The sequence below is a fragment of the Paenibacillus chondroitinus NBRC 15376 genome (genome assembly GCF_004000765.1).
Classification (GTDB): domain Bacteria; phylum Bacillota; class Bacilli; order Paenibacillales; family NBRC-103111; genus Paenibacillus_E; species Paenibacillus_E chondroitinus.
Genome location: NZ_BILW01000001.1, coordinates 555,851 through 580,590 on the forward strand (window position 1 = coordinate 555,851; position 24,740 = coordinate 580,590).

At 45.2% G+C, this 24,740-nt stretch carries 22 protein-coding genes and 1 pseudogene; 14 read left to right on the plus strand and 9 right to left on the minus strand.

The features are described 5' to 3' along the window. The first annotated feature begins 41 nt into the window (after nucleotides 1–41). Nucleotides 42–554, plus strand: a complete 513-nt coding sequence (locus PCH02S_RS02140) for a DinB family protein (RefSeq protein ID WP_127449562.1) — start codon at nucleotides 42–44, stop codon at nucleotides 552–554. Between the two features lie 45 nt (nucleotides 555–599). On the opposite strand, the gene PCH02S_RS02145 is transcribed toward PCH02S_RS02140, so the two are convergent. Together PCH02S_RS02145 and PCH02S_RS02150 are read right to left on the minus strand one after the other, a co-directional pair. Then, complete coding sequence (locus tag PCH02S_RS02145; RefSeq protein ID WP_127449564.1) at nucleotides 600–827, minus strand: 3-dehydroquinate dehydratase; 228 nt, start codon at nucleotides 825–827, stop codon at nucleotides 600–602. A gap of 252 nt (nucleotides 828–1,079) precedes the next feature. Further along, on the minus strand, nucleotides 1,080–1,880 hold the full coding sequence (locus PCH02S_RS02150) for an AraC family transcriptional regulator (protein ID WP_127449566.1): 801 nt from the start codon (nucleotides 1,878–1,880) through the stop codon (nucleotides 1,080–1,082). A 133-nt stretch (nucleotides 1,881–2,013) separates the two neighbouring features. Here PCH02S_RS02150 and PCH02S_RS02155 point away from each other — a divergent pair, with 133 nt between their 5' ends. Together PCH02S_RS02155 and PCH02S_RS02160 are read left to right on the plus strand one after the other, a co-directional pair. Continuing rightward, nucleotides 2,014–2,787, plus strand: a complete 774-nt coding sequence (locus PCH02S_RS02155; RefSeq protein ID WP_127449568.1) for a sugar phosphate isomerase/epimerase family protein — start codon at nucleotides 2,014–2,016, stop codon at nucleotides 2,785–2,787. A gap of 36 nt (nucleotides 2,788–2,823) precedes the next feature. Next, a complete protein-coding gene (locus tag PCH02S_RS02160) occupies nucleotides 2,824–3,843 on the plus strand; it encodes a Gfo/Idh/MocA family protein (RefSeq protein WP_127449570.1) in 1,020 nt (339 codons plus the stop codon). A 57-nt stretch (nucleotides 3,844–3,900) separates the two neighbouring features. Here PCH02S_RS02160 and PCH02S_RS02165 read toward each other — a convergent pair whose 3' ends face one another. Beyond that, a complete protein-coding gene (locus PCH02S_RS02165) occupies nucleotides 3,901–6,015 on the minus strand; it encodes an LTA synthase family protein (RefSeq protein ID WP_127449571.1) in 2,115 nt (704 codons plus the stop codon). A 258-nt stretch (nucleotides 6,016–6,273) separates the two neighbouring features. Between PCH02S_RS02165 and PCH02S_RS02170 the strand changes: the two genes are divergently transcribed. After that, on the plus strand, nucleotides 6,274–7,119 hold the full coding sequence (locus PCH02S_RS02170) for a YitT family protein (RefSeq protein ID WP_246068925.1): 846 nt from the start codon (nucleotides 6,274–6,276) through the stop codon (nucleotides 7,117–7,119). On the opposite strand, the gene PCH02S_RS02175 is transcribed toward PCH02S_RS02170, so the two are convergent. Together PCH02S_RS02175 and PCH02S_RS02180 are read right to left on the minus strand one after the other, a co-directional pair. Then, nucleotides 7,116–7,817 (minus strand): response regulator transcription factor, encoded by a 702-nt coding sequence (locus tag PCH02S_RS02175; protein WP_127449575.1) that lies wholly within the window; start codon nucleotides 7,815–7,817, stop codon nucleotides 7,116–7,118. The genes PCH02S_RS02170 and PCH02S_RS02175 overlap by 4 nt on opposite strands. A gap of 11 nt (nucleotides 7,818–7,828) precedes the next feature. Then, nucleotides 7,829–9,187: a sensor histidine kinase gene (locus PCH02S_RS02180; protein ID WP_164819404.1), complete on the minus strand. Its 1,359-nt coding sequence runs from the start codon at nucleotides 9,185–9,187 to the stop codon at nucleotides 7,829–7,831. A 154-nt stretch (nucleotides 9,188–9,341) separates the two neighbouring features. Here PCH02S_RS02180 and PCH02S_RS02185 point away from each other — a divergent pair, with 154 nt between their 5' ends. Together PCH02S_RS02185 and PCH02S_RS02190 are read left to right on the plus strand one after the other, a co-directional pair. Continuing rightward, a complete protein-coding gene (locus tag PCH02S_RS02185; RefSeq protein WP_127449777.1) occupies nucleotides 9,342–10,238 on the plus strand; it encodes a CPBP family intramembrane glutamic endopeptidase in 897 nt (298 codons plus the stop codon). A 23-nt stretch (nucleotides 10,239–10,261) separates the two neighbouring features. Continuing rightward, nucleotides 10,262–11,242 carry an aldose 1-epimerase gene (locus PCH02S_RS02190; RefSeq protein ID WP_127449578.1) on the plus strand — a complete coding sequence of 327 codons (981 nt, stop codon included), beginning with the start codon at nucleotides 10,262–10,264 and terminating at the stop codon, nucleotides 11,240–11,242. A 52-nt stretch (nucleotides 11,243–11,294) separates the two neighbouring features. Here the strand turns inward: PCH02S_RS02190 and PCH02S_RS02195 are convergent, their stop codons facing one another. Both PCH02S_RS02195 and PCH02S_RS02200 read right to left on the minus strand, forming a co-directional pair. Further along, entirely contained in the window at nucleotides 11,295–11,678 is a 384-nt protein-coding gene (locus PCH02S_RS02195) for a YmaF family protein (RefSeq protein ID WP_127449580.1), read from the minus strand. Between the two features lie 55 nt (nucleotides 11,679–11,733). After that, entirely contained in the window at nucleotides 11,734–13,833 is a 2,100-nt protein-coding gene (locus PCH02S_RS02200; RefSeq protein WP_164819405.1) for an LTA synthase family protein, read from the minus strand. A 165-nt stretch (nucleotides 13,834–13,998) separates the two neighbouring features. On the opposite strand from PCH02S_RS02200, the gene PCH02S_RS02205 reads away from it, so the two are divergent. Then, nucleotides 13,999–15,408, plus strand: coding sequence for an MFS transporter (locus PCH02S_RS02205; RefSeq protein ID WP_127449584.1), 1,410 nt, complete (start codon nucleotides 13,999–14,001; stop codon nucleotides 15,406–15,408). 92 nt (nucleotides 15,409–15,500) lie between these two features. On the opposite strand, the gene PCH02S_RS02210 is transcribed toward PCH02S_RS02205, so the two are convergent. Both PCH02S_RS02210 and PCH02S_RS02215 read right to left on the minus strand, forming a co-directional pair. Beyond that, the gene (locus PCH02S_RS02210) at nucleotides 15,501–16,160 is read right to left on the minus strand and encodes a DsbA family oxidoreductase (RefSeq protein WP_127449585.1); all 660 of its coding nucleotides are present in this window, start codon (nucleotides 16,158–16,160) and stop codon (nucleotides 15,501–15,503) included. 65 nt (nucleotides 16,161–16,225) lie between these two features. Then, nucleotides 16,226–17,047 (minus strand): AraC family transcriptional regulator, encoded by an 822-nt coding sequence (locus PCH02S_RS02215; protein WP_164819406.1) that lies wholly within the window; start codon nucleotides 17,045–17,047, stop codon nucleotides 16,226–16,228. 126 nt (nucleotides 17,048–17,173) lie between these two features. On the opposite strand from PCH02S_RS02215, the gene PCH02S_RS02220 reads away from it, so the two are divergent. The 7 genes and pseudogenes from PCH02S_RS02220 (at nucleotide 17,174) to PCH02S_RS02245 (ending at nucleotide 24,659) form a co-directional block, all read left to right on the plus strand. Further along, entirely contained in the window at nucleotides 17,174–19,201 is a 2,028-nt protein-coding gene (locus PCH02S_RS02220; protein ID WP_127449589.1) for a beta-galactosidase, read from the plus strand. Nucleotides 19,202–19,297: 96 nt separating this feature from the next. After that, nucleotides 19,298–20,104: a pyruvate, water dikinase regulatory protein gene (locus PCH02S_RS02225; RefSeq protein ID WP_127449590.1), complete on the plus strand. Its 807-nt coding sequence runs from the start codon at nucleotides 19,298–19,300 to the stop codon at nucleotides 20,102–20,104. 619 nt (nucleotides 20,105–20,723) lie between these two features. Continuing rightward, nucleotides 20,724–20,873: pseudogene (locus tag PCH02S_RS36910) on the plus strand (transposase); the annotation flags it as partial. Between the two features lie 6 nt (nucleotides 20,874–20,879). After that, complete coding sequence (locus PCH02S_RS02230) at nucleotides 20,880–21,434, plus strand: hypothetical protein (protein ID WP_246068915.1); 555 nt, start codon at nucleotides 20,880–20,882, stop codon at nucleotides 21,432–21,434. Between the two features lie 93 nt (nucleotides 21,435–21,527). Then, nucleotides 21,528–21,776 (plus strand): membrane protein insertion efficiency factor YidD, encoded by a 249-nt coding sequence (gene yidD, locus PCH02S_RS02235; RefSeq protein WP_218033136.1) that lies wholly within the window; start codon nucleotides 21,528–21,530, stop codon nucleotides 21,774–21,776. Nucleotides 21,777–22,148: 372 nt separating this feature from the next. Then, nucleotides 22,149–24,146, plus strand: coding sequence for a methionine--tRNA ligase (metG, locus tag PCH02S_RS02240; RefSeq protein WP_127449595.1), 1,998 nt, complete (start codon nucleotides 22,149–22,151; stop codon nucleotides 24,144–24,146). A 114-nt stretch (nucleotides 24,147–24,260) separates the two neighbouring features. Then, a complete protein-coding gene (locus tag PCH02S_RS02245) occupies nucleotides 24,261–24,659 on the plus strand; it encodes a hypothetical protein (RefSeq protein ID WP_127449597.1) in 399 nt (132 codons plus the stop codon). The last annotated feature ends 81 nt before the right edge of the window (nucleotides 24,660–24,740 follow it).

The following is a 24,740-nucleotide window of genomic DNA, read 5'->3' on the forward strand; positions in this document are numbered from 1 at the left end:
TTACATAAATAGACTGATCATGGAAGGGAGATTACTGCGATATGTTGAAGCGGCCTGAGAAAGATGAATACGCGCCATATTATGTACAGTACATCAGCAAAGTGACTGACGAGGAATACGAGGTGTTCCTAAACCGTCAACGTGATGAAATCCTTGCAATATTCGGGGAGATCGACGATGAAAAGGCACGATTTCGCTATGCGCCGGGGAAATGGAGCTTGAAGGAAGTATTAGGGCATATTACAGACACAGAGCGGGTAATGAGCTACCGGATGCTGCGTATTTCTCGTGGAGATTCGACGGTACTGCCCGGATTTGATCAGGATGTCTTTGTTGCGAATACTTCGTTCGACGAGCTGTCTATCGAGGATCTTTTGAATGATTTCAAAGCGGTCCGGCAGGCGACCTTAACGCTTCGCCGAACGATTGCAGATTCCGCTTGGTCGCGCCAGGCGAACGTCAGCACGTTTGACATCACTGCACGAGGCCTTGCTTACGTGATTGCCGGTCATGCTGAACACCATCTAAGCATTGTGAAGGAAAGATATTTATAGAAAAAAAAGAGTTTGTCTGGGGGACGCCCTCGACAAACTCTTTTTTTAATATAGCGATAAAGCCAACGAATCGCGTTCGTTAAAGGAATGAAGGATCGCTTCACAGCCAACGATTTCGATGGAGATGATCGACTCCAAACATTTCTTAATGGTGGCTCTGCCTTTCGTAACTTTCGCTTCAAGAGCGGATTTCAATAGGTTGAATTTCTTTTTATTTTTCTCATCGGAGTAGACAGGCACGGGTTTGTTATGAATCGTAATAAACATTTTCATAGATTTTCACCATCCTAGGAATTGGATATACATCAAGCATATATGAGGATTATTAATTTAACCTTAAAATAGTTTTACAATTTTGAAACAAACTTGCATTTCATGTATATATGTTAAAACTATTCTAAATAATTCCTCATTTTGAATCTAGTAAACGGACCAGCTTTTTCCGTTGTCAAAGAATATACGATTTAGAAGGTAAAAAAGTTCCATACTCTAAGAAAAACTACATGAAAAATTTGTGAATTTTCATTAATTTTGCGAATCCTTCTGCCGATACAGCTTTGGAGAGATCCCGAATCGTTGTTTAAAGGCGCGATGAAAGTATGGATAGCTGCCAAAGCCGCAGCTCAAGGCGATTTGCTCCAAGGACATGGAGCTATCATGCATGCGTTCCACTGCACTGGATAAGCGAACTTCCAAGGCGTATTGAATCATGGTTTTGCCGAAGCATTCCTTGAACAAATGAACAGCGCGGGATACGCTGAGTCCCACATGGTCAGCAACATCATCCACTTTGAAAGTGGCTGTTGCATGCGCCTCAATAAACCGTTTCATCCGGGTGCCTGTAAAAGGACGTCCTTGCAAGGAGACGGTTTCCGTTGCCGCGCGTTCCACATACAGGCATAACGCCTGCAGCAAATAACCGCTAAGCTCCCGGTTTTCCTCTTCCATTCGGCGTTTTTCAAGAATAAGCTGGCGCCAAAGCGAAATGAGCCGCGCATCAAGATCAATTCGTGTGCAAGTTTGCTTGTAGCTCCGTTTCCACCAAGCGTCGATCCAGGCTCCTTTGCAAAATAAATAATAATCTCCGCTGGCGATTTTGCCGCCGGGGTTATCTTTCGCAGGTTCGATCTTTAACTCATACGGATCGCCCGGCTTATATAGAAGCAAATGGCCCGATTCGATTTGAATCATTTGCCCATCAACGAGAATTTCACAAGTACCCTCTGTTTGTAAACGGAAAAGATAAGTATTGAGTCCGGATTTCGTACTCACATTAAACGGTTCCATATGAAAAGAATAGCCGCAGGTCAACAACTCCGTATCCATGGTAATCACCTTTCGTAGCCAAATAAGAGATGTTTTGATTATATCGTGAATGGTCATAATAAGCTATGTTCGTTATACTGTCTACAAGGTTAAAGAAATGCATAAATTGGAATTTAAGAAAAGAGGGAAACAAATGGGACGTTTAGGAATCGGTCTTCAATTGTATACACTTCGTGATGATATGGCTAAAGACTTGGAAGGCACACTTCGCCATGTTGCGAAGTTAGGTTATGAAGGCGTTGAGTTTGCGGGTTATTTTGACAAGCCTGCTGCTGAAATGAAAGAATTGCTGGATGAGCTTGGCCTGAAAGCTATTGGCAGCCATGTAAGTCTGGAGAGATTCCGCAATGATCTGCAAGGCGAAATCGACTACCTGCACACAATTGGCGCGAAATATGCGATCTGCCCTTATGTAGGTGCTGAAGAACGTGAAAATGCGGAACAATGGAGAAAGCTAATTGCTGAGTGTGAGCAAATTGCGATTGAAGTTGGCAAACAAGGCTTGCAGTTCTTATACCATAACCATGATTTCGAATTCCATCATAAAGTAGACGGCGAGTTCGTCTTTGATGCGATGTACGCGGGGAAAGATGCGATTCAAGTGGAAATGGACGTGTGCTGGGTTAAATATGCCGGACAAGATCCACTAGCTTATATTGCCAAGTATGCTGGACGTCTGCCGCTGCTTCATTTCAAAGATTTCTCCAAGGATGCTGAAGGCAAGCTGGTTACGTTGGAGCTGGGCTTAGGCGAAGTTCCGTTGGAGCAAGTGATTAAAGCTGCTGAGCAAGCAGGCGTGCAGTGGCTTGTAGTTGAGCAGGATCACTGCCAGAAGCCGCCGCTTGTGAGCATTGAAAACAGCTTGAACTGGGTTAAAGAGCACTACATCAACGTTGTTCCTAACTAATTCATAACTTATCTTTTAGAGGAGTGTACAATTCAAATGAGTAAAATTAAAGTGGCCGTCGTTGGTTGCGGCTCGATTTCCAAACATAGACATATCCCGGAATACGTTTTGAATCCTAATGTTGAGCTTGTTGCTTTCGTTGATCCGATTATCGAAAGAGCTGAGCATTACGCTCAGCTTCACGGCGGAAAAGCTTACAGCAGCTACACGGAAATGCTGAAAGAAGAAAAAGTCGATGCTGTTAGCGTATGTACGCCTAACTATTTGCACGCAGAAGTTTCTATTGCCGCAGCAAATGCTGGCGCGCACGTACTTGTAGAGAAGCCAATGGCTGCTACAGCTGAAGAAGCGGAAGCTATGATTGAAGCTGCTAAGAAAAATGGCGTATTCTTGATGGTTGGCCATAATCAACGCCTAATGCCGCCGCACGTGAAAGCGAAAGAAATTTTGGAATCCGGCAAGCTGGGCAAAGTGCTGACATTCCGCACCTCTTTCGGACATCCAGGACCGGAAGGCTGGAGCGTTGACGGCCGCGAGAGCTGGTTCTTCCGCAAAGAAGAAGCCATCATGGGCGCAATGGGCGACCTTGGCGTGCACAAATCCGATTTGATCCGTTATTTGCTGAATGATGAAGTTGCACAAGTGGCAGCTTTCGTAGGCACTATTCACAAGGAAGGAACGGATGTTGATGACAACTCCACTTGCTTGCTGCGCATGAAGAGCGGCGCTACTGGCTCCCTGGTTGCAAGCTGGACTTACTACAAAGGCCAGGACAACTCCACCGTTCTCTGGTGCGAGAACGGCGTTATCAAAATCGATACAGACCCTAACGATCAAGTCATCGTTGAACTTCGTAACGGCACAGTTGAACGTTACAAAGTTGGTCAAGTAGCGACGAATGAGAAGCAAACGGTCAGCGGTGTAATCGATGAGTTCGTATCCTGCATTGTGAGTGGTACAAAACCTCGTATTTCCGGCGAAGAAGGCAAGCGTTCCTTGGAAGTTATCCTGGCTGCATTCGAATCCGAAGCGACAGGCAAAGTTATTACGCTCTAATTGTTTTATATATAAAAAAAGAGGGTGTCCCTTTGGCTGTTGGACACCCTCTTTTGTTTATCTTCCGCCCATCTCAATCGGGAGCGTGTTCGATTTTCCCACTATAGTTTCTTTCGAGTCTTTCACTTGCACTTGGATGTCCCAAATTCCTGCTTTCAGCATATTGCCTTCCACCCTGGCCGTAACCATGTGCTCATCTTGCCATGTCGTCGGAACGGCTTTACCGTTCAGCGTTACAATGCTGAGAGGGGGCAAGTTACTGCCGCGTATCATGAGTGTAACACTGGATCGACCTGAGATATCTTGGTCTTGTGTATCTGCTTCGACTTTATCAAGGAGAATGGGACCAAAACCGAGCATATATTTCGAATTAATAATAGGAACCTTGTAATCCTTGTAGGCATGTCGGTCGCCAAACATAATGTCATACTGCAAGGTTTCATAGTCTTTTAAATCTTGTTCGTTGATATGCATCGCCTCGAAATAATCTTTGGGCGGGATGATCGGGATCTTTTTCGAAAGTTGGCTTAAATAATTAGTATAATAACTGCCTTGCTGTTTAGATAATTCAATCAGATAAGGTCCAAGGAATGAAGGGCTGATATTAAGCTTATCCTTGCGCTCCGTGTCGAAATTGTTCCAGACGACAAGGGGAACGCTGTACATTTTTTTCAAGAAATCCGGGTCATCTTTGCCGCTGATATACTTGGTGTCAATATAGGTGGCGTAATCATCACCCAAGGCCGGCAAGTGGTCGCCCCAGAATGCGATGATGGTAGGCTCGCCTTTTTTCTCGTAATACTCGACAAGCTCTTTCAGCATTCGATCAGAGGCATTGATGCCTTGAGCAAGCGTTTCGAGCATACCTTGAGAAGAAGGGGACATGTCCCCTGTGACATCAAACGTATTTTTAGGGAATTTACCCGGGAAGAAATGGAAATGATTTTCCATCGTATTCGCGAAAACAAAGTCAGGACCGTCGCTTAGCTCCGTCGCATGGATAATATTCGCAGCAACTTCACTATCCGCGATATAAGGACCCGAATAGTTAGGCTTAAAATATTCAATCGGAATATATTTCGAGAAACCAAAGTCTTTATAGATGCGATTGCTGTTAAAATACCAGTTATAGAAAGGGCTAATCGCTGTAGATGTGTAACCTTGTCTTGCATAAATACTAGCTAAGGAATCCACTTCATTCGTAATAAATTGGTTATACGCAATCGATCCTTGCGGCAAGAAGCGCATCGAGTTCCCCGTTAATACCTCAAACTCCACGTTGGCAGTCCCACCGCCGTACTGCGGCGAAAGCATGGTACCGCTCGTACCTGTCTGCTGTAATTGGTGAAAAAATGGGATCGGATCCCGGCTGAATTGTACGCCTTTGATCACGGTAGGATCCCAGAATGCTTCGCTCAATACGACAATCACATTCGGCTTAACATTCGGATCGCCGGCTTTAATCGGCGGTTTAGGTGAATTGCTGACGATGGCTTCGACCGCTTTATCGTCGTAACCTTCACGTTTATCGCTAAACATTGATTTGGCATTCAGGAACGTGGCCAGCGCATAACCGTTGGTTTGCGTATTTTCAACCTGATTCCATACCGAAGCTTTAATGCCGCACCATTTCTGAACAGGTAGTGGCAAATCGGTATAAACGGCCGCCAACATGCCTAGCGCGATAATGGCGACAATTCCCCGTTCTTTTATATGCACTTTTTTCATAAATAACTGTGTGCGGTATAACAAGAAATAGCTGGCTGCAAGGAACAACACGATCATAAACAGCACATTGAAGGTGAAAATATTTTTAATATATTGCACCATATCGGACGCTTCGCCTGCTAAAACGATATCCCATGGCGTCAAAGGGACGCCTAGTATTTTGAGTTTTATTCCGCTAATGAGTCCCATCACCAGCAGTATGCCTGAAAGAATCCAATAGGCTATTCTAGTACGGCCAATAATGGCGATGAAAAGCAGAAGCAGACTAAATACAATCCATTCATTATAGAGCAGTTCTATAATATGTTTATAACTCCAGGTAAACATCTCTATATATTGACCGCGGCTTAAAATTTCCATGATGACCACAGGAATTAAAGCTATAAGAATAAAGGGCAGCCGCTGCCTGGACAGCTGCAGTAAACGTTCTAGATGTAATTTCATATTTTCTCCTATGGATTGTAGATAAATTGTAAAGGACATCAGACATTATACCATGGGAATCGGCAATATTCGATGGTAGTTTATCTAATTATTTTAAGGCATTTTGACGTGAAAAATTGGCGGCTTTAGGCAGGGAAATGATGGTTCCGACGAGAAGATAGTAAGTAGAAAAATGTAAGTGACGAAAGGGGATGACCGATGGCTAAAGAACAGATTGAATTGCAGAAGCGGGCAATAATTAGAGCTCAGCATCGCAGAATGACCAAGACCAGCTTATTGCGGCGCGGTGTCTTTCTATTTATCGGAGCAGCCTTAATGGCTGTCGGACTCGAAATATTTTTGGTCCCTAACAAAATTATTGATGGTGGAATTACCGGTATTTCGATCATTTTGTCATATTTGACCCACATTCAAGTAGGAATTTTCCTTACCTTATTGAATCTTCCATTTCTGTTTATCGGTTATAAAATGATCGGAAAAACGTTTGCGTTATCGACATTATTCGCTATTTTGGTGATGTCGGCGGGCACAGCCTTGCTGCACCCGGTTCATGAGCTGACGAATGACCCTTTATTGGCTGCCGTATTTGGAGGGATTATCCTTGGGATTGGCGTCGGGATGGTTATCCGATTCGGGGGATCGCTTGACGGAACAGAAATTATTGCGATTCTGATTTCGAAAAAGATTCCTTTTTCCGTCGGCGAGGTTGTGATGTTTTTCAACGTATTTATTCTAGGCAGTGCAGGTTTTGTATACAGCTGGGATCGCGCGATGTACTCATTAATAGCTTATTTTATCGCTTATAAAATGATTGATGTGACGATCGAGGGTTTTGATGAGTCCAAATCCGTTTGGATTATCAGTGATCGGTTTAGACAGATCGGAGAAGCTATTTTGGACCGGCTGGGGCGTGGGGTTACGTATCTGGAAGGGGAAGGCGGTTTCTCCGGAGACAATAAAAAGGTGATCTTCTGTGTCATCACGCGACTGGAGGAGGCGAAGCTGAAATCCATTGTTGATGAACTCGATCCATCGGCATTCCTCGCAGTCGGCAATATCCACGATGTCAAAGGCGGAAGATTTAAAAAGAAAGATATCCACTAGTCTTTTTCTCTATCACCTGTCTGTGTCGAGTTTCCTCGCTCGAACAGCCCTAATTCTCTCATTTTCTGAGCGGCATCCTTGCTGCTTGGACTACCTAATTTTTTCAATATATGGCCCACGTGAATTTTCACTGTCCGCAGCGAAATGAAGAAACGGCTCGCAATTTCCGTTTGTGTATGGCCCTGATCAATCATTTCCAGTACTTGAAGTTCTGTCGGTGTGATCAAATCGCGGGCTTCCTTGACCTTGAATTGATGTTCAAGCCGCTTGAGCCGGCGAAACTCTTCCCGCATTTGCTCGGCTACAGCGGCGTTAATGGACGCTTTCCGAGCATGCGCAGCGCGGATGATGGCCGGCAGCTCCTCAAATCTGGATTTGATTTGGTAATCGATGGCGCCGGCTTGGAAGGAACGGAAAATGAAGTCCTTTTCCTCCATGGAAGTTAGCATGATGACTTTGGCCCCCCACGCCAAAAGGGCTTGCTCGGCAAGGCCGATCCCTGCAGGTTCATCCTGCAGCATAATGTCCATAAGTACAACGTCAGCATCCGATTCAGATGCCGTAAAGAGCTCTCTCGCTTCTTCTGCGGTAGAGAGGGTACGAATGACTTGCAGATCAGGCTGCCGGTCTAAATACGCTTTGAGGCCGCGCAGCCAATCCAGGTCATCCTCAACGATTAATATGCGAATTGGTTCCATCTTGAACCCCCTTAAGTTAGTATTCGGCTGTTAGGAAATGTAAGAAACACACTCGTGCCTTTCCCCGGTGAACTGCTAAGCTCCAAAGACCCTCCATGTTTTTTCATGACGTTATAGCAATAGGCGAGCCCAAGGCCGAAGTTATTGCGGCTGCCGCTTTTCGTCGTATAAAAAGGTTCCAGGACTTGTTTCAAAACATCTTTGTCCATCCCCATGCCGTTATCTTTGATTTCCAGGACGATATTTTTCTTCACGTGCAACGTGCGAATCATAAGCTCGCCATTATGCGGCATGGCTTCAATTGCATTCATCAGCACATTCGTTAACGTTTCCGCCATTTGAATGCGGTCAATTTGAAGCGTTAAATTTTCTGCGATGTTCAACTGAACGGCGATGTTCGCAAGAAAAGGTTGGAGAGGAAGAAGTACCTCATCGATCAGCTCACCGATCGGAACAGAAGTGACCCGCAGGGGGAGCTCCTGTGTTTGTTCGTGGACCCGGGAAATCATATCGCGGATATGCCCGGAAGCTCCCATGACGACCTCAATGTCCTGCAAAAGCTCCGTTTGCTGGGTTTCTTCGGCATGCTGCTTCATTTTCTCCAGAAACAACCGCATTTTCCCGACATCATTTTTAATGGCATGATTTAATATAGCGGTCCCTGAGGTAATAGCACGAAGTGTCGAGTCCAGCTTACGGCGTTCAATTAAAAGCCTCATCCCGAGGAAGCCGTACTTGAAAAATGTGTAAACGAAAAAAGGCACGACAAAAGCAAGAATCCATACGTGGTACACCCACATCCGGTAGTAACCAAAACTTGGCATCACATAGTTCAGAACACCAACACAGAGGATTGGCGGCAAGAGCGCAAGACATGTAAATAAATGCGTTCGCTTTAATGCGGGTAGGCGCTCTGTTTTCATAACAATGAGTACGGAACCAATGATAAAATAAGGGACTGCCCATAACGCGACGATGGGGAAAGTGATCGGCATTTCCTCTGTGTACCCTCGTGTGAACAGCATGCACGCAATCGCAGGCAGCAGTAATACAAATGGCAGCCATTTGCGTAAAGCGGGTTTCTGCCATTTCGCATTATAGCTGAGCGAAAGCATAGCGAACGAATAGGGCAAGCCATAATAAGAAATTAGCGAGCAAATCCCCATAAAGTGATAAAGCATGGTGCTGATTGAAGGATTTGGCACGGTTTGTTGGATGTAAGGGATGAAGGTTTCCGATAAGACGGCTGCAAGGGCTCCGAAACCACCCGTAAAAGCGATGGCGCTCATCCAGCGCATGGTGCTCGACCGGGGATCGATCATCACAAGGCCTAGCGCAATAATCCATAGTGCAAATAGAACGAACAGCATGAGTCCTCCGTAGACAAATCCAATATTTCCTCTATTGTGGCACGGAGCCAACAATTGCACAAGAGTTCCTTTGCCGAGTAACTGGCAGGATTTAGGGCCTTTTTCGCGAATAAGTGGGAGAAAGGAGTGAAGCCTCATCGATGTAAAGAAGCGAATGTCCTTATCCGTTCTGACCATTTTGGGCAAAGTACTCTTGACCCTTGTTTTCATTGTTGTCATTACGGTCATCTTATCGATTGTGGCAGCGGTTATTGCGATTTTGAAGCAGCCGGAGCTGGAGAGGAGCATGGCCGCAGTTGCCGGAGATTCCTTTTTTATTAAGGCTGCTTTGTGGGCGCAGATTATTGGTTTCATAAGCGGTGTGTTTCTCTCGTATGGGATCTTTGAACGGCGCAAAGGATGGACACTAGGCATACAGAGTCGCCATTTTGCGAGACGATTAGGTGAAGGCTTCGTTGCAGGGGCGCTCCTTATCACAGTCTCCTGCTTAAGCATCTGGCTGCTCGGCGGCATTAACGTCCAGTCCAATTCATGGACCGAATCGATGCTGGCTCAATTAGTAGGGGGTTTCTTGTTGTTCATTGGCGTCGCTGTCAATGAAGAATTATTTGCCCGCGGTTATCTGCAGGGACTAGTGAAAGAAAGGTTTGGTACGACTGCTGCCATAACCATATCGACGCTTGTGTTCGCATTCCTGCACGCTTTCAATCCAGGGATGTGGAGCACGCCTATGCCGTTATTGAACTTGATTTTGGCAGGTTTGTTGTTCGGTGTGTCCCGCGAGCTTTCAAAAGGTTTGTGGATGCCGATCGGAATGCACTTGTCGTGGAACTTCATTCAAGGCTGTATTTTTGGATTTCAGGTATCTGGCACCCCGATGCCTTCAATTTTCAAAGTCCAAGATCAAGGCAGCGCGCTTCTTTCTGGAGGCAGCTTTGGGGCGGAGGGCAGCTTGGTCACCACGATCATACTCGCAGTGGGGATACTGTTGGTCATGAACTATTACGGACAACTAGCCAGAAGACAGACCTACAAAAAAAGTTTATCTTAACATAAACAAAGGAGGATTTAATAATGTCACGTTATGAACTTATCCACAGTGAATGGGACGGGGAGTCGACGCTTCGCCTCGTCGACCACGAAGCCCAAGCAACGGCTGAAATCATTCCGGCCGTTGGACTGCATCTGTTCCGCTTCGATGTGCGGAACCAGGCCTACATCGCGAAGCCAGCCAGCGTCGCTGAGCTTCGCGTCAAGTCTTCGCGCTACGGCGTGCCCATTCTGTTCCCGCCGGGGCGCGTCAAGCATGCGGCCTTCACCTTCGAAGGCCGCGAATACCGGCTCCCCGCTAACCGGGAGCCGGATCACTCCCACGGCGAGCTGCGCGAGCGGCCGTGGAAGGTCGTTGCCAGCGGCGCGGATGCGGCTGGCGGGGCTTATGTCTCCGCGGAGTTCAATATCGCGGAGCATCCGGACGTGCTGGCGTATTTTCCACACGCCGCATGCTTTCGCTTTACGTACCGGCTGAAGGACGGTACGCTGTCTCTCAGCGGTGAAATCGCCAATGAGAGCGGCAGCACGATGCCGCTGTCCCTTGGCTTTCACCCGTACTTCGCTTACGCGGACGGCGAAGCCAGCCGCGTGAAGGTGTTGATCCCCGCGGCGGCAGAGTGGCCGCTCAGCGCAGATGGCTACGCCGCAGGCGAGCCTGCGGCATCGCCGCTCACCGCGGCGCTTCAGCAGGGCGAGCTCGTTACTGCGCTGCCGAGCTATCCAGGCGGCTCCCAGATGCTTAGCATTGAGGCGGGCCCTCAAACCTGCGAGATTCAGTATGAAGCTCGTGGAACCAAGCTTGTGTTCAACATGGGCGACAAGTTCCCCATTCATGTTCTGTTCACGGCGCCATGGACGAATGCCGTATCACTGGAGCCATACACGAGCATCATGAACGTGTTCAACGAGTCTTATGCACCCGAAATATCCGGTGCACTGGGCTTAGCGGCAGGAGAGAACTTCACTTTCGAGTGGTCCATTCAGATCCAAACATTAGCATAAAACAGAGAGAGTCAAGAGGAGGCCGTCCAGCTTCTGAACTTGGCTCTTTTTTTCACCAAGGTTCATAGCCAAAACCTGCCGTAGAATACCCTGAATAGCTATGCTGATGCAGTTCTTTTATCAGTCCCGTCTTTTGGGCGGAGCTTACAAGTGCACCCCCTCTAGATGTGTTATATGCATTAAGTTCTACGATTCCTTCTAAAAAATGGATATGCATGCCGTTTTGAAGTGGAATGGCAGGGCCGGTCGTACCAAAATAATTATGGTAATGCCCATATCGAATGCCGGTAATCCCTTGGTATTGGTGAACATGGCCATCATAAGCAGTGCCATTCACATTAAAGGTATATAGGCGTAATAAATGATTATGGCCGAGGGTTATGGATGACATAGTCTTAAAAAAATGAACGTGAGCAGGCGGAACATAACTGGACAAACGCAAAACCCCCTTGAAGCAGGATATGGTTCATCCTATTCCAAGAGGGCTATCGTCATGACTGCGGGAGCGGGTATAGAGATGATTGGCCAATTTTCATCTTCTTATCGTCATAAACCCGAACTTCGACCTGATGAGGCTTGTCGTTATCGAGGACTGGATTCTCTTTATCCGTCAGATCAACATACAAGGTATCTTCACCGTCAAAATTAGACTTAAACAACCTGCCATCGATATACACATTACAGGAAGAATAAAATGGCTTGCCCACAACCTGAAGTTTATTGCCGCTGCGATTTAACTTGGTAATGACCGGATCCCCATAACCTAACACATATCCTGGCTGAACGATTGTGTCTTTGAAACCTTTAGCCTCATACCCGTAACGGCCGCCAAACAAATTGTCATACTGAAGCTTCATGTAATCACTAAGATCGCTTGCTTTAATGTTATATTTCTCCCACATGTCATTTGGCGGTATAACCGGAATCTTCTGCGATAAATCATACAGATAATCGGTGTAGTAACTTCCTTTAACGCCAGCCATGTGAAGGAGCTTTGGACCTAGGAACGAAGGACTCATCTTGAGATTCAACTGTTCTTGGTCTGCAGGAAGGAAATTGTTCCATATCAAAAATGGCGTATAGTGAGTTTTTGTATATAGATCAGGATCGCCCGGAAGAACGTACTTCGCATCGCGGTACACTTTGTAATCATCTTCAAAAAAAGGAAAGTGGTCGCCGAAAAACAGCAGAATCGTAGGTTCGGATTTTTTGGAGTAATAATCCACCAAGGACTGAAGCGCTTTGTCAGTTCCCGAAATACCTTGAGCATACGTTTCCAAAATACCTTTGGATTCCGAACTTATATCCCCCGTCACTTCAATCGTGTTTTTGCTGAACTTCCCTGGCTTGTAAGGATGATGATTTTCCATCGTGTTTGCAAAAATAAAATCAGGTCCAGCGCTTTTTTCAGTTTCCTCAATAATCTTCTTCACGACAGCCCGATCCGCATAGTTCGGCCCCTCAAAATCATTTGGGAAATACTCGCTGGAAATAAATCGCGAAAATCCAAAATCCATATACACCTTACGACTGTCAAAAAAATAGCTGAAGAAAGGGTTGATAGAAGTAGCGGTGTACCCTTGTCTAGTCATGATACTGGCCAAAGAATCAACGCCATGATTCATATACTGGATATAAGGCAGTATTTTATCCGGAGATTTGCCAAAAAAACGCATAGAATTACCGGATAGTACTTCGAATTCTACGTTTGCCGTACTGCCGCCGAATTGGGGAGACAGCATCCAACCGCTCGTGTACGTTTTTTGAAGCTGGTGCAGGTTAGGGATCGGATCACGGCTAAATGTTACGTTTTTCATCAGAGTTGGATCCCAGAATGATTCTCCAAGCATGACGATGATATTTGGTTTTTTATCACCTGAAGCCGGTTTCTCTGGAATTTTGGCTAAAATGTCCGCTATCGCTTTTTTACTATAACCCTCCGGCTTGGCTACATTCAGAAAACCTAACATCTGCACGGATGAATAAAGGTATCCATTCTCATCATAGGTTATTGTTTGATCCCAGGGGACCGTGTAAATCCCGTAAAGATTCATGAATGGAATTGGCTTATCCATATAAAGGCTCGTCGCCATTACGATGGCAACAATAGCGTAAATACCGCGTTCTATCCACGTAAATTGGATACGCTGGCGGCGCAGAACCAAATGAAATAACATGGTGAGCAATCCGAGAAAGAGCGTGACAACTCCGATTATTCGAAGATTGAGATACCCTTTCAAAAAGGGCACGTACGCGACAATTTGATTGTTAAAATAAAGATCCCACGGGTAATAAGGGGCTCCTATTGCCTTTAATTTACTACCGCTAATAGCACCAAGCGGTAAAAGCACAGCACAAAGCAGCCAGAAGGATAAGCGGCTTTTGCCGGTAACAGCAATAAGAAAGAGATACAAAGTTCCTACTACGAAGTAGGCAAGAATCATGGAGAGAGGGTGGTTCATCACCCATTTGTGGAGCTCTTCATACGAGCCGCGATCCAAATATTCGACCATCATCATCAGGAAAAAAGGCAAAATCACAATCATAATACGGGAGGGCAGCTGCTTGAGCCATTGAAGTAAAGTCGTCATTAAAGTAACTCCTGTTCGATTAGTGCAAGTCCATTCGTTCATTATCTTATATCTTGATCAAAGAGGGAAGATATCCCTTGACAGATTAAACTATAACAATTAACATTACAGTTAATTGTAATCTAAAAACTTACAGATAACTGAAGGAAAGTGGAGGTGAAAACCATGCAACACGTTGCTTCTGCAACTGAAGTGGCACAAGAGAAAGTTATAGATGCCAAAAAGGCTGTGCCATGGATTATTTTTCTGATCTTTTTTGCTGTACTAAACGAAACAGTTTTCAACGTTTCAACACCCGAAATCGCTAAGCAGTACGGGATTACGCCGACAGGGGTTAGCTGGGTCCTCACTACGTTTATCATCTTTTTCGGAATTGGGTCCGTCATATATGGGCGATTATCCGATATTTTTTCTTTGAAAAAACTGATTGTTGCCGGAATCCTCATCTATAGTATTGGATCTGCGCTTGGCTTTGTGCTTCAGGCCTGGTATCCGGCGGTCATCTTTGCGCGCGCCGTGCAAGGCGCAGGAGCCTCAGCTATTCCGGCGCTCGTTATGGTCGTTGTTGCACGCTACTTTTCACCTTCGGATCGAGGAAAAGTTTTCGGGCTTTTAACTTCCACTGTTTCCTTTGCCATCGCCGTAGGGCCAGTAGTGGGCGGATTTGTTTCCTCGTCACTCCACTGGACGTACTTGTTCATTATTCCTTTGTTTACTCTGATTTCAATCCCGTTTTTTAATCAGATTTTGCCTGAGGAAAAACGCAAAGAAGGCAGTGTCGACATCTTGGGGGCGGCGCTCGTCGCATTTTCCGTCGCTGGCATTATCGTCTACTTATCTTTCCCTCATTGGTACTATTTGGCCGCGAGCCTAGCGCTATTCATTTGGTTTATTTCTCATATTCTTAAAGCCAAAGATCCTTTTATTGAACCGTCGCTTTTTCGAAATAAACTGCTGCGTGGCGGTTTAATCGTTGGATTCCTCGTATTTTGTACCGTCATGGGGATCATGTTTGTCATTCCGCTCATGTTGGCCAAAGTGAATGAGCTTGGCACGAGCACAATTGGGCTTATTTTGTTCCCAGGGGCCATGTGTGCCGTTATTTTTGGTACAATTGGCGGAAATTTGGCGGACAAAAAGGGCAATAACTTTGTCGTGTTTATTGGTCTTGGGCTTTTAGTGATCAGCCTTGTGGCCATTGCTTTCTTGGTTGGCCATTCCCCATGGTTCATTTCTGCGGCGCTTCTTCCTACTTATGTCGGCTTCTCCTTCGTGCAAACGGCTCTGGCGAACCGTGTCTCCTTGACGCTGAGCGTGAGTGAAACCGGAGTGGGTATGGGACTTTTCAACCTGATCAGCTTTATTTCAGGGGCTGTAGGAACGGCACTTGTCGCCAAATTGTTGGATGGCGGCATGATGGAGTTTTACAAGAATCCTGTTCTAAATTCTGTAATAGCAATTCCTTATAGTAACCTGCTCATCATTTTTGCGGCAGTGATCATCGTTAGTGGATTGTTCTACTTGCGAATATTCACTAAAAAAGCAGCAGGAATAACATCTGAAGCAGCAGCCTAAATTGCAAATAAAAAAACCGACAGCTTTTCTTGGAGAAAAGCGAGTCGGTTTTTTTGCTGCACAATTTTATGATTCGTTTTTATAATTCGTTTTTATTGCTCGTTCTCATTACCGTTTTCGTCAGGTTGCTCAGCGCTAATCTGCTGTAGGGCCTGAAGGAGCGTTGCGGATGGCTGTGCGCCAGTAAGCGCATATTTTCGGTTAATCACAAAAAAGGGAACGCCGGTGACACCTGCTTGCCTAGCGAACTCAAAATCATCTTCAACCTGTTCCAGCCCTTCTTTCGCGTCCAAAAGCGATCTTGTTTTCTCGCGGTCCATACCGAGTTGTTCTGCCGTGGCCAGCAGCTCATCCAAATGGCCAATGTCTTTGCCATCTTCAAAATAAGCTTTAAATAATGCGTCTACGACTGGTTTTTTTAACTCTTTAGGTGCAATTGCAATCAGTTGGTGAGCTTTTAGCGTATTCGGCATTTTCTCAACTTTGGAGAAGTCAAAATGCAAACCTGAGGCTTTGCCTGCTTGAGTGACCTGCTGAAGCATACCGTTTAATCGATCTTCGTCTGCTTGCATCTTTTTGTGCATGACCTCGCGGAACGGAGAACCTTCTGTTGGTGTATACGGATCTAGTTGAAAGGCGCGATAGTGAACTTCAACCGGCTCCGCTGTAAAATTGGCCAGAGCATCTTCCAAATTCTTTTTGCCGATACGGCACCAAGGACAAACAATATCTTCAAAAATTTCTATCATCATAAAGAACTCAAACTCCTTCGATAAAAAAATAGTTACTATATTTTCATTATATACGATTAGGATCTTTAATTCATCTGTCGGAACCTTTCCGGTGTCAGTCCGACGTGCTTGCGAAAGCTGGCTACAAAGTGGCTCGTATCACGGAACCCAACGTATTTAGCTACTTCCTTGACTGTTTTTGCAGGTTGGTGAATGAGGATTTCTTTGGATTTGCGAAGCCTCATCCGAATTAGATAGGAGTAAGGCGAGAGCCCGTAAGCGTGCTGAAACAACGTGTTCATATGCCGAGGTGTTATAGCTAACACTTCAGCCATTTCTTCAAGACTTGTATCAGGGTTATGATAATGAATTTCAAGCCACATCAGTAAAGGTTGTAAAAGAGCAATTTGATTGCGAATCGAGGTGCGGTTATTGACCTGACCATGTTTCTTAAGCTGAATGAAAAAATGATATAAATCGGCTGAGGCGTCATACCCGGAGTACTCGGAGCTTGTATCCATATGTTTGATTATTTGACCAATTACCGTATTCATCGGACCACCCATATCCCACCTGTAAACAGCAGAATCCAACAGATCTAAAGTGCCAAGGATGGCTTCAATACAAGCTCCGCCAAAGGTGACATACTGCGTGCACCATAATTCCGTAACGGCATAATAAGAATGCGGAACTCCCGGTAGCATGAAAACACCCGTACCTTCAGGCAGTGAATATTTTTTGCCGTCCAGGATGAACTCTCCTTCACCGGCATAGGTTTGGAGCCAATGATAATTGGGGAAGCCCTCAGGTCTAACCAATTTTTCCTGATCCTCATGATGGCCAATACTCTCAATAAAGATTGGAAACGGTTGCGCAGTTGAAGGCGTTAATTCATATCTTTTGTGCATGAGTGAGTCCACCTGTTCCATTTTATTATATGAGTATGTAAAAATATTATATTTTAAGATGAAATATAATCCAATACAATGGACTTATTCTTATATTTATTTGACCAATTTGATGAGGTGGCCGTTATGATCAATGAGAAACTCCCCAAAATTTGGTACGGCGGAGACTACAATCCCGAGCAGTGGGATAAAGAAATCATGGATGAAGATCTACGCATGTTTAAACTTGCTGGAATTGATGTAGCAACCGTTAATGTTTTTTCGTGGGCGAGATTGCAAAAAAATGAAGACACATACGACTTTGAATGGTTAGATGAAATCATAGACAAGCTTTATGAAAAAGGCACTTATGTTTGCCTAGCTACGAGCACAGGGGCTCATCCTGCTTGGATGGCGCGTAACTATCCGGACGTTCTCCGTGTTGATTTTGAAGGAAGGAAGCGTAAATTTGGGGGCAGACACAACTCTTGCCCGAACAGCCCTACTTATCGTAAATACTCTACGCTCCTCGCTGAGAAGCTGGCAGAACGTTATCAAAATCACCCTGCCATCTTAATCTGGCACATTTCAAATGAATATGGCGGGTATTGTTACTGTGAGCAATGCGCAGACGGTTTCCGCAGTTGGCTTCAAGAACGCTATACGACAATTGAAACATTAAATAAAGTTTGGAATACAAGCTTTTGGGGTCACACCTTTTATGAATGGGAAGAAATCGTTTCTCCAAATGCTTTGTCAGAAGAATGGGGAGTGGATAATACCAACTTCCAAGGCATTTCACTGGATTATCGCAGGTACATGTCTGATAGCATGCTAGAATGTTATAAGCTTGAATACAACGCTATCAAAAAACATACGCCTGATCTTCCAATCACCACAAATTTAATGGGGTTATACAAAGAACTGGATTATTTTAAATGGGCCAAATATTTGGATGTGATATCTTGGGATAACTATCCATCCTTGGACACGCCGATCAGCTTGACGGCTATGACGCATGACCTTATGCGGGGGTTAAAACATGGACAACCCTTCATGCTGATGGAACAAACGCCAAGTCAGCAAAATTGGCAGCCCTACAACTCGCTCAAACGTCCAGGCGTTATGAAACTTTGGAGCTATCAAGCCGTGGCCCGCGGTGCGGATACCGTCATGTTCTTTCAACTTCGAAGATCGGTCGGAGCATGTGAAAAATACCACGGAGCCGTCATCGAGCATGCCGGTCATGAGCATACGCGAGTATTTCGCGAATGTGCGGAGCTGGGGGCTGAGCTGCAAATACTCTCGGATAAGCTGCTGGATACCAGAGTCGAAGCAAAAGTAGCTATCGTATTTGATTGGGAAAACCGTTGGGCAGTCGAACTTTCCAGCGGACCAACCGTCGCGCTGAAGTATGTGAATGAAGTCCATAAGTACTACGACGCGCTTTTCCAGCAAAACATTCAAGTAGATATGATAGGGGTAGAAACCGATCTATCCAGCTATGACATCGTCATTGCACCGGTTCTCTACATGGTTAAAAAGGGCTATGCAAAACGGGTCGAAGACTTCGTACATGCGGGCGGAACATTCCTCACCACATTCTTCAGCGGAATCGTCAATGAAAATGATATCGTCACCTTAGGCGGTTACCCTGGCGAGTTACGTAAAGTACTCGGGATTTGGGCTGAAGAAATCGATGCCTTATTCCCCGACCAGTCCAACCAAATCGTCATGAGAGAGCAGTGGGGAGAACTGAAAGGCGAATATCCATGCGGCATACTTTGTGACCTAATCCATTCAGAAGGCGCGAAGATCAAAGCCGTTTATGGCAGCGACTTCTATGCAGGAATGCCTGCCCTGACCGTAAACACATACGGTTCTGGCCAAGCCTGGTATGTAGCTACTAGTCCGGAACCATCATTTTTACAAGGACTCATACGCAATTTGTGCGAGAACAAAGGAATTATTCCGCCTGTAGCACCTGTTGCAGGTGTGGAGATATCCGTAAGAACTCGAGATGCAGACACCTATATGTTCCTTCTGAATCATAATGATCATGAGGAAACAGTGGATTTAGGAGCTCTCAAAGCAACAAATATGATAACCAATCACCAAATAGAAAACACCATTGCACTCCCGGCAAAAGCAGTTATCATTCTAAAAAAACAATAGCCATTAGCGAAAAACCTCTGTCGCTTTAAAGGATAGAGGTTTTTTTGCATTTTTGGTATAATTTCACGTATAGTAGGTTCAAAGGGGAGGTGCAGAGTGACCGAACAACAGCAGCTGTTTATTTGCTCAGATTCAATTGGAGAAACCGCCGATGCCGTTGCCAGAGCTACCGTTCGTCAATTCAATTCCGAACAGATGAGAATTAAACGTTACGGTCATATCAGCCAACAAAGTGAAATCGTTCAAATGCTGCAGGAAGCAGCTGCAGCCGGGGGCTTCGTGGCCTATACATTTGTGCAGCCCGAGCTTCGCGAAACCATGAAAAATGAAGCGCAACGCCTCGGTGTGCGAACCGTTGATATAATGGGACCGATGTTGGAAGCATTTTCAGAAACGTATGGACACCTACCTAAGCGCAAACCGGGTTTACTGCACGAGATGGACGCCGATTACTTCCGCAGAGTAGATGCGATCGAATTTGCCGTCAAATACGACGATGGCAAAGATAACCGCGGCATGCTTCAAGCCGAAGTTGTACTTATCGGAGTTTCACGCACATCCAAGACACCACTAAGTATTTACCTAGCACACAAAGGAATTAAATCTGCTAATCTTCCAATCATCCCAGAAATAAAGCTACCACCGGAGCTTTTCAAAATCCCAAGCAAACGCATCATCGGCCTCACCATGGACGCCAACCAAATCCTGCAAATCCGTCTCGAACGCCTCAAAGCCGTCGGCCTCCCGGATGGTTCCCAATACGCCACCTTCCGCCGCATCCAAGAAGAACTCGACTATGCCGAGTCCATCATGAAGCAGCTCGGCTGCCCGGTCATCAACGTCACCAACAAAGCAATCGAAGAAACAGCTGGAATTATCCTAGATCTTGTTTCATTTAGATAAATGAAATCCTTCACCATAAACGATGCCCATTGAACCTAACCGTTCATAGGCATCTTTTTTACATTCAGCCCAACGAACCGATGCGCACCGTCCCCCCAGCCTTCCACTCATACTCAACCTACAGAAAACATCGACATCCACAACAAACCGCTCCCCAGCGCTTCGCACCAACGTTTTCCGCATCTTACCCCAGCCCCAAAGCAAACCCAATTACTAATAGCACCAATAACCACATCACTCGCACCAGAGCACATTCACAGTTACCCTCAGCCCAGCACTACCGCGCCAAGCTCCTGTCTAACACTGAACCAACACTTACTTCATTAACCTAAGCAAGCTCTGATGGGGACTCCATATAACTTGATTTAGCAAAATCTGTCGTATCTACAACAACGATTTGTCGGTTTGAATTAACCTTTTATTAGTTATGAATCTGAACACCACCTAAACAGTTTTATTAATACTTTTGCATATATCACAGAAATAGTGTTTCACCGACTTATCCTCCTCCAACTAAGGGGGCAAAACAAAAAAAACTTCCAATTCGAACATATGTTTGATATGATGGAAATGAGAACAAAAGTTCTGTTTGCGGGGTGGGAAGATGGAACTGCAATTTATGGAACTGAGCTCATACACTTTTCGTTCGGAAGAAGAATGTGAGGAGTTCTTATTGAAAATGCGTTGGACAAATGGGTTTTGCTGTCCGCGTTGCGATCATAATGAGGCTTTCAACATTCGAACTCGTAAATTGCTAGAATGCAAGGAGTGTAGAATGCAGGTTTCTTTAACTGCAGGGACACTCATGCACAAATCGAAGCTCCCGTTATTACTATGGTTCCAAGCCATACAATTTTTAATTAAAGAGGGAGTAGAGTGTACCGCAAGCGCTCTATCTCATGTTCTTGAGATTAATTATAGGAGTGCGCAATTACTATTGAAAAAAATTCAGTTTGCATTTGAGTATACTCAGAATAGAACTAAATTACTTAATAAACTTGAAATATCTAACCGCGAATCACAAAAATCTCATGATCTTTCAACCACGGATGAACCTCACCAATGTGCCCAGACTCCACCAATTCCACCAATTCATAAAAAATCTTCAACTCGAGATCTGCATGCGTATCTTGAATCCAAATTAAACAGATTAAACACGAAATTAACAATTTATAATAATCACTACAGCAATACACAACTAAGTAGATATATCCAAGATCAATTTAATGATAAGTGTGATCGTGAACGTTTTTTGATTAAGTGGGTCAAAATGGCAATATCCAATTATTTTTATCCTACATTTCTTAAGTGTTTTCACATTCCTGAATAAGTATTATTCTTCGATTTGACCCGATACTGTTTTTGAGGCATGATGGTAGAGTATCATGTTCAATTAACTTTGGGTGAGGGAGAGAGACATCATATGAAAAGGACGCTGCAAGCTCCTATTCATTTCTATCGGAAGTTCATTTCGCCGTTAAAGCCGCCGACCTGTCGATTCTATCCCACATGTTCGCAGTATGCATTAGAAGCTATTGAAGTGCATGGTCCTCTAAAAGGTTCATGGCTTTCTATGAAGCGGATTTGTAAATGCCATCCATTTCATCCTGGCGGGATTGATCATGTGCCTCCGCGGGTGGAAAAATTAATTCATAACGATCAGTCGGCTTGACAGGTGGCTCTTTTTTTCGATATATTTGCCTTAAGATGTTATATATGGATTCGATGAACGGATAAGTACAGACGGAAGCCTATGAACAGAGAGCCGGGGAAGGTGAAAGCCGGCATAGGAGTAAGTTTGGAAGATGGTCCTGGAGAATAAGCCTTCGAGCGACTCAGACTGCGTATGAGAAGTATCAATGCGCAAGATTGGGAGTAAGCTGGCTTCGTGTCCCAGCGTTAATGGGCAAGTCGTTATTGACTTACTGAGCCCCGAGCTTGTGAAAGGCGGGGGAAACTGGGTGGTACCGCGTGAGTTCAGCTCTCGTCCCAAGATGGATGAGGGTTTTTTGTGTTTTCTACATTTAGCTAGGAGGAATTCTGGATGACAACGAAATCAAAAACGTTTTACATCACGACGCCCATCTATTATCCAAGTGATAAGCTTCACATCGGTCATGCTTACTCAACGGTGGCAGGCGACGCTATGGCTCGCTACAAAAGGCTTCGCGGCTTTGATGTAAGGTACCTAACAGGGACAGACGAACATGGACAAAAAATTGAACGTAAAGCACAAGAAAAAGGAACAACGCCACAGGAGTTTGTAGACGGTATTGTTGCTGGAATTAAGGACCTATGGAGCAAACTCGACATTTCGTATGACGATTTCATTCGTACTACAGAAACTCGTCATAAGGATGCGGTTGGCAAGATTTTTCAAAGATTGCTTGATCAAGGGGATATTTACTTAGGGGAATATGAAGGTTGGTACTGTATTCCTGATGAGTCATTTTTCCCGGAGAGCAAGCTCGTGGATGGAAAATGTCCTGATTGTGGACGTCCTGTTGAGAAAATGAAGGAGCAAACCTATTTCTTCCGGATGAGCAAATATGCTGACCGTTTGGTGCAGTATTATGAAGAAAATCCCGAGTTTATTCAGCCGGAGTCCCGCAAAAATGAGATGCTTAATAACTTCATTAAGCCAGGACTTGAGGATTTAGCTGTTTCTCGAACGACGTTTGATTGGGGGATTAAAGTCCCTGGGGATCCTAAACATGTAATTTACGTGTGGATTGATGCTCTTTCAAACTATATTACTGCACTTGGATATGGTTCGGATGATACAAGTAATTTTGATAAATATTGGCCTGCCGATGTTCACTTAATGAGTAAAGAGATTGTTCGTTTCCATACGATTTATTGGCCGATTATGTTGATGGCGCTTGACCTGCCGTTGCCGAAAAAAGTATTTGCTCATGGCTGGCTGTTAATGAAAGATGGCAAAATGTCCAAGTCCAAGGGGAATGTTGTTGATCCTGTGACATTGATTGATCGTTATGGCTTGGACGCGCTTCGTTATTACTTGATGCGCGAAGTGCCTTTCGGGGCTGACGGAACGTTCACGCCCGAAAGCTTTGTAGAGCGGGTCAATCATGACCTCGCCAATGATTTGGGGAATCTGCTTAACCGTACGATCGTCATGATCGATAAGTATTTTGCCGGCACGATTCCCGCGTATGTGCCAGGGGCTACCGAATTCGATGACAGTCTCTTGGAGACTGTTCAAACGACGGTAGCGAAGTATGAAGAAGCAATGGAAAAAATGGAGTTTTCCATTGCGCTTTCCGCGGTGTGGCAGCTGATTAGCCGCACGAACAAATACATCGACGAGACTCAGCCGTGGTCGATGGTCAAGGATGAAGCCAAGCGCGAAACTCTTGGCTCCGTCATGTATGTGCTGGCTGAATCCCAGCGCATTTCGTCTGTACTGCTGCGTCCGTTCATGACGAAGACGCCGCAACTGATTTGGCAGCAGCTAGGCTTAGCTGCCGAGGATCTGCCGCGCTTAACCGCATGGGAAAGCGTGCAATCATTCGGGCATCTCCCAACGGGTACAACCGTTCAAAAGGGAGAGCCAATGTTCCCGAGATTGGACGCTCCGGCTGAGGTTGCGTACATCGTTGAAGCTATGGGCGGAGGAGCGGCAAACGCCGCTGATGAAGTGAAAGAAGCAGCACCTGCGGCAGCTGCTTCAACTGTACCCGCGCCAGAGCCTAAGGAGGAAATCGGCATTGACGATTTCGCCAAGGTGGAGCTGCGCGTAGCTCAGGTACTATCAGCGGAGCCTGTGAAAGGCGCCGATAAGCTTCTCAAACTGCAGCTCGATCTTGGATACGAGCAGCGTCAGGTTGTTTCGGGCATTGCGAAGTTTTATACGCCCGAGGAACTGGCTGGACGCAAAGTTATTTGCGTCACCAACCTCAAGCCGGCCAAGCTGCGTGGCGAGCTGTCGCAAGGTATGATTCTCGCGGCTTCGCACGGGGACCAGCTGACATTGGCCACAGTTCCTGATTCTATGCCTAACGGCGCGATTGTAAAATAATCAAGACAGCACCCTTTCCCTATTTTTTCATAGGTCGAGGGTGCTTTTTTGTCGTATGGGGGTTCATATAATTGGGGTACTCTAAGGGAAACTAACCACGGCGGAGTGATATAGATGAGAGCGAGAAATTTCTTTAAGTTGATCTGTATTTCGGTGATGGTTCTTGTTTTAACGTCTTGTTCTATTTTTGGCGGAGGTTCGGATAAAAAGAAAGAAGAGAAAGCAAAAAATGAATCCAAGTCCAAGGCGTCGAGCACAAAAAAAGAGGATGATAGTGTCATTAATCAAGAGTTGAAAAAACAATATGAGATGTACAATGAGATTATTCAATATAAGGTAAAGCAAGAGAATAAGCTAATTAAGCAGTCGGAAGAGCGATATAAGAAATTAAAGGAAGAAAGCAACAAAAAAACGGAATCCAAGTCTGAAGACGGAACCGATAAGGAAGATAAGAGCTCATCTAAAGAAGATTCTGACAGTTCAAAGCAAAAGGATGACCAAGGGAAGCAGTAATTGAATTAAGTCCATGCTGTGACATTTCACGGCAGGGCTTTTTATTTTGCCTCCAAGATGTATTGACTTCAAGTAGGGGGA

Excerpts from the sequence above, each read along its gene's own strand:
- PCH02S_RS02180 (WP_164819404.1), bottom strand. The coding sequence starts at position 9,187 with ATGCTGTTCGTTCTATTTGCACTATGGATTATTGCGCTAGGCCTTGTG.
- PCH02S_RS02205 (WP_127449584.1), top strand. The coding sequence starts at position 13,999 with ATGCAACACGTTGCTTCTGCAACTGAAGTGGCACAAGAGAAAGTTATA.
- PCH02S_RS02155 (WP_127449568.1), top strand. The coding sequence starts at position 2,014 with ATGGGACGTTTAGGAATCGGTCTTCAATTGTATACACTTCGTGATGAT.
- PCH02S_RS02210 (WP_127449585.1), bottom strand. The coding sequence starts at position 16,160 with ATGATGATAGAAATTTTTGAAGATATTGTTTGTCCTTGGTGCCGTATC.
- PCH02S_RS02230 (WP_246068915.1), top strand. The coding sequence starts at position 20,880 with ATGCAGGTTTCTTTAACTGCAGGGACACTCATGCACAAATCGAAGCTC.
- PCH02S_RS02145 (WP_127449564.1), bottom strand. The coding sequence starts at position 827 with ATGAAAATGTTTATTACGATTCATAACAAACCCGTGCCTGTCTACTCC.
- PCH02S_RS02220 (WP_127449589.1), top strand. The coding sequence starts at position 17,174 with ATGATCAATGAGAAACTCCCCAAAATTTGGTACGGCGGAGACTACAAT.
- PCH02S_RS02150 (WP_127449566.1), bottom strand. The coding sequence starts at position 1,880 with ATGGATACGGAGTTGTTGACCTGCGGCTATTCTTTTCATATGGAACCG.
- PCH02S_RS02245 (WP_127449597.1), top strand. The coding sequence starts at position 24,261 with ATGAGAGCGAGAAATTTCTTTAAGTTGATCTGTATTTCGGTGATGGTT.
- PCH02S_RS02165 (WP_127449571.1), bottom strand. The coding sequence starts at position 6,015 with ATGAAATTACATCTAGAACGTTTACTGCAGCTGTCCAGGCAGCGGCTG.
- PCH02S_RS02190 (WP_127449578.1), top strand. The coding sequence starts at position 10,262 with ATGTCACGTTATGAACTTATCCACAGTGAATGGGACGGGGAGTCGACG.
- PCH02S_RS02200 (WP_164819405.1), bottom strand. The coding sequence starts at position 13,833 with ATGACGACTTTACTTCAATGGCTCAAGCAGCTGCCCTCCCGTATTATG.
- PCH02S_RS02160 (WP_127449570.1), top strand. The coding sequence starts at position 2,824 with ATGAGTAAAATTAAAGTGGCCGTCGTTGGTTGCGGCTCGATTTCCAAA.
- PCH02S_RS02170 (WP_246068925.1), top strand. The coding sequence starts at position 6,274 with ATGACCAAGACCAGCTTATTGCGGCGCGGTGTCTTTCTATTTATCGGA.
- PCH02S_RS02140 (WP_127449562.1), top strand. The coding sequence starts at position 42 with ATGTTGAAGCGGCCTGAGAAAGATGAATACGCGCCATATTATGTACAG.
- PCH02S_RS02215 (WP_164819406.1), bottom strand. The coding sequence starts at position 17,047 with ATGCACAAAAGATATGAATTAACGCCTTCAACTGCGCAACCGTTTCCA.
- yidD (WP_218033136.1), top strand. The coding sequence starts at position 21,528 with ATGAAAAGGACGCTGCAAGCTCCTATTCATTTCTATCGGAAGTTCATT.
- PCH02S_RS02185 (WP_127449777.1), top strand. The coding sequence starts at position 9,342 with ATGTCCTTATCCGTTCTGACCATTTTGGGCAAAGTACTCTTGACCCTT.
- metG (WP_127449595.1), top strand. The coding sequence starts at position 22,149 with ATGACAACGAAATCAAAAACGTTTTACATCACGACGCCCATCTATTAT.
- PCH02S_RS02175 (WP_127449575.1), bottom strand. The coding sequence starts at position 7,817 with ATGGAACCAATTCGCATATTAATCGTTGAGGATGACCTGGATTGGCTG.